This window comes from Bryocella sp. (assembly GCF_058498515.1).
Window position 1 is genome coordinate 1 of the sequence record NZ_JBMHYI010000033.1, and the last position, 4206, is coordinate 4206.

At 58.4% G+C, this 4206-nt stretch carries 4 protein-coding genes; 3 read left to right on the forward strand and 1 reads right to left on the reverse strand.

Features of this window, described 5'->3' with window-relative positions; genetic code table 11:
• Positions 1-324 (forward strand): S1C family serine protease (locus AC5E6W_RS10100; protein WP_491752167.1); only part of this gene is annotated, 324 nt, incomplete at its 5' end.
• Between the two features lie 17 nt (positions 325-341).
• Here AC5E6W_RS10100 and AC5E6W_RS10105 read toward each other — a convergent pair.
• Positions 342-743: a DUF2237 family protein gene (locus AC5E6W_RS10105; RefSeq protein ID WP_491752168.1), complete on the reverse strand. Its 402-nt coding sequence runs from the start codon at positions 741-743 to the stop codon at positions 342-344.
• A gap of 214 nt (positions 744-957) precedes the next feature.
• Here AC5E6W_RS10105 and AC5E6W_RS10110 point away from each other — a divergent pair, with 214 nt between their 5' ends.
• Together AC5E6W_RS10110 and AC5E6W_RS10115 are read left to right on the forward strand one after the other, a co-directional pair.
• Complete coding sequence (locus tag AC5E6W_RS10110; protein ID WP_491752169.1) at positions 958-2649, forward strand: TIGR03435 family protein; 1692 nt, start codon at positions 958-960, stop codon at positions 2647-2649.
• Positions 2650-2807: 158 nt separating this feature from the next.
• Positions 2808-4206 (forward strand): FAD-dependent oxidoreductase (locus tag AC5E6W_RS10115; protein WP_491752170.1); only part of this gene is annotated, 1399 nt, incomplete at its 3' end.

A 4206-nucleotide genomic window follows, 5' to 3' on the forward strand; every position in this document is an offset into this window, starting at 1 on the left:
GATATTGCCGAGCAGATCGGGTTGCCAGCGGACTACGGCATCCTGATTGAGCGTGTGTTGCCGGATGGCGCCGCGGCTCATGCGGGGTTGCGCGGAGGCAATCAGCGGGCATGGAACGGCAACCAGGAAGTGATGCTGGGCGGCGATTTGATTGTGGCGTTCGATGGGCAGGAGATCACGACGCCCCAGGATCTTTCGAATGCGATGAATGCGCACCACGCGGGTGATGTGATCACGCTAACGGTGTTTCGTGGGCGCCAGCGGTTGAATGTGAAGGTGACGCTGGGGGACGCGAAGGAAATTGCCAGCGGGCAGACAGCGTAAGTGATCCTGCAACGGCCCTAGTGCAATGTCTTCGGGATGACGGCGAACTGCAGCAGGATGTCGAAAGGGATGATCTCGAGCGTGGCTTCGTGGGTGGCTTCGAGAACAACGGGGCAGGCTGCTCCGGCCTGTTGCACTTCGAGCCAGCGGCCGGCGCAAACGCACCAGCGATCGCCTTCTTTGAGTCCTGGGAAGCCGTACTGTGGCATGGGGGTGGAGAGATCGTTGCCCAACCGCGCCGAGGCTGCGAGAAACTTCTCCGTAACGATGCAGCAGACGGTGTGAACGCCGAGATCGTTGGGGCCGGTGTTGCAGCATCCATCGCGAAAGAAACCGGTGACGGGGTCTGTGCCGCATGTTTCCAGCGGCTGCCCGAGCACGTTCTTCTGTCCCGAGGACTTGGAGCTTAAGGAGGCCATACGTTTGATTGTAGTGGAGAGTTCGCCGGGGCGGAGATGATCGAGGAAGTGAGTCAATTTTCACCTATAGCCCTGGCTCGGAACCGCAGCACTGCAACGCCGCTCCTTTACAGGCTTCCATGAAGCGCAACATAATGGTTTCTGATCGAGTTATGTGTCTGAGCCGCGCAATCTGGAGACTTCATCTGTTGCCTCTTTTATCCATCGAGCTCTTATGAAGATTCTCCGCATCGCTGTCGCTCTCCTTCTCGCTTCCTTCGCCTCCATACTTCTCGCGCAGACATCACTTCCCGCAGGAGACCAGGCCTCGCCGAGTTCGACCGAGCCGCTGATTGCCGATGTGCATGGCTCACCGTATCGTCCCTCGATCAATTTCACCGTCAATATCAGCACACAGCGCTTCGAGATGCGCAATGCAACCATCGTCAACATGATCGATTTTGCTCATGGCCGGGAGGATGATGATGGCCGGGAAGATAGTGCTATCCTTGGCGGCCCAACCTGGATCGACTTCGACCGCTTCGACGTTGTCGCAATGATCCCGTTCCTCAGAGCTGTAAATCCGAACGATGGCCTGCCGAATCGTGGGATTCCGCCTGAGAATCCTTACGACAAGATTCGGCCCGGTCTAGAGCAGGTGGTGGAGCGCATTCTCGAGGAGCGGTTTCACCTGGAGTACCACACAGAAGACCGACCGCTACCCGGCTTCATCGTTACCGTGGCAAAAGATGGCCCAAAGCTGACCGCAGCGAAAGATCCGACAGCCCCGAATAATTGCCAGGCCCCACGAGACAAGTCGAATCCGGAGCAGACACTCATCACCTGCACCTCAGAGACGATCGCACAGTTCCTTGCCTTGTTTGGGGACGTCTTCCGCCATCCGCTTATCGATCACACTGGACTGGAGAAGCCATACGACTTCACCCTCAGACTTTCGGTCGACCAACTACGAACACGGGAAGACTCCATCCACGCCTATACCGAAGCATGCAGCAAGCAGCTCGGTATCGTTATCTCGCCCGGGAATACGGCGCAGCCCGCCATCGTCGTCGAACAAGTGGACCATACCCCGACCCCGAACGCGCCGGAGATCGCAAAGTTGATTCCCGCTCGCCCGGACCTCGAGTTTGAGGTCGCAACGATCCGGCCCGCGGCGGACGATGAGCCGCAATCGCAGATCCACTTTTCCGGCTCGCAGATTACCTTTAGAAATTTCGCGATGCGGGAGCTGCTTACACGGGCCTGGCAGTTGCCCACTGGAGCCATGGTGGGCAATGTGCCTCCGTGGCTCGATCATGTGCGTTACACCATCCTCGTCAAATTGCCTCCGGAGATCGATGCCCGTGCGGTCTCCCAGGATCAGGATCAACTCGCCAATATGCTGCAAAAACTTCTCGCCGATCGCTTTCAGATCAAGTTCCACTGGGGCCAGCAGACCCAGGACGGATGGGTTCTGCTGGCGGGCACGCCAAAGATGAAAAAGGCCGACCCCAACTCGCGGAGCTTCTGCAAATACGGGCCGCCCGAGGGCGAAAGGGATATGCGCACGGCCGAGTCGCTATACACAGGGGAGTTCCACTGCCAGAACGTGACCATGGCGCAGCTCGCGGACATTGTGCAGTCCATGGCGAAGTCTGAAATCAAAAATCGCGTCGCCAACAAGACTGGTCTCGCCGGCTCCTACGACTTCGCGCTCTACTACACCAGTGACCGCAAGCTTCGGATCGATGCCGCGGCTGCCGACGCTGCCGCGAAACAGGCGGGAGCCGCTACAGCCGCCCCAGTTGGCGGCCTCAGCATCCAGGATGCCTTTCGCAAAGAGCTTGGTCTTAAGTTTGAGAAGCAACCCGGCTCCTACCCCGCCCTCATCCTGGACCACATCGAACAGACCCCGACCGAGAATTGAGCGGAGGGGTATCTGCGGAATCTGAAGAGATGCGGGCGATGGACCGAGAATGGCCCAAGGCTCAGAAGCGGACCTTCGGCTACTTCCTGGGCATTCTCCCTGCGATCACAGTCCCGCTCTAGAATAGGGTCACGCTTCAGTAGGGAGAGCCAACGGCCATGATCGACGACGGAAAGACCAAGAGCAGTGCATGGAATAACCCAGAATTTCGTCCGGACCTTGCCTTTGCCAAACTCACCGAAGAGATGGTCGAGCGCCTCCGTTCCTACGGTCGAGAGGAGTCCTTCCCGGCGCACGTGCTGTTGTTCACTCATGGCGAACGGCAAGTGGATATGTTTGTCGTGCTCGATGGCGAGGTTGCTATATCTCTGCCCGCAGCGAATGGCGAGTCCAAGATTATCGCCAATCATCAAAAATTGGACTTCTCCGGCGAGTTGAATCTTCTGACCTCACAGGGATCGCTTGTCGAGGCGCGGACGACCACTGAGAGCCGCCTTCTTCGCATACCGCGTAACGAATTGCAGCGAGTCATGCGCGCTGAGGGCGATATCGCGAATCTCATCACCTCGGCGACCATCTGGCGACGCATTGGCATACTCGGCGAAACGACCAGTGGCATTGTGCTAATGGGAGACGCCGGCGATGCAGCGACGACACAGTTGCAGCGCTTTCTGATTCGCAATAATTATCCGCACAGGATCGTCGAGGCATCCGTTGAGGAAGCTGCGCTGGCCGAGCACGAGCTAACCGATCATGAGCCCACGCTACCGGCAGTGGTGCTCTCTGATGGCCGCATCCTGCATCGGCCCACCATTACGCAGCTTGCCGATGAACTGGGCATCACCGAGCTTCCCGATCCAGAGATGATCTACGACGTGACCGTCGTCGGTGCCGGTCCTTCGGGACTGGCAGCCGCTGTCTATGCGGCTTCGGAAGGACTTTGTACCCTCGTGGTCGAAGGTACCGCTCCCGGTGGTCAGGCCGGGACCAGCTCCAAAATCGAAAACTACCTCGGCTTTCCAACAGGGATCTCCGGTCAGCGTCTGGCGAGCCGCGCGCAGTTGCAGGCACTGAAGTTCGGTGTACGCTTCGCCATCTCCAGAGAGACTGTGACGGCGGAGCAGGTCGATGGTATCCACAAGCTGACACTGGCAGGCGGTATTCCCGTGTGTTCGCGGTCTGTTGTAGTAGCTTCCGGCGCGCAGTACCGCAAGCTTTCGGTGGAAAACTACGAGCAGTTTGAGAATCGTGGAATCTACTATGCGGCCACCGCGATGGAGTCGCTGCTATGCCGCGACAACGAAGTCATCGTCGTGGGCGGTGGTAATTCTGCGGGACAGGCTGCGGTGTTTCTGTCGGGCATTGCAAAACATGTGCATCACATCGTCCGCGGCAAGTCGCTGGCGAGCACCATGTCGCAGTACCTGATCTCGCGCATCGAAAGCTCGTCCCACATCACGCTCTATACCGAGTCCGAAATTGTGAAGCTCGAAGGCGCGTCTTCTCTCGAAGGTGTCACCTGGGTCAGCCGCAAAACCGGCGAGTCGACCATGAAGC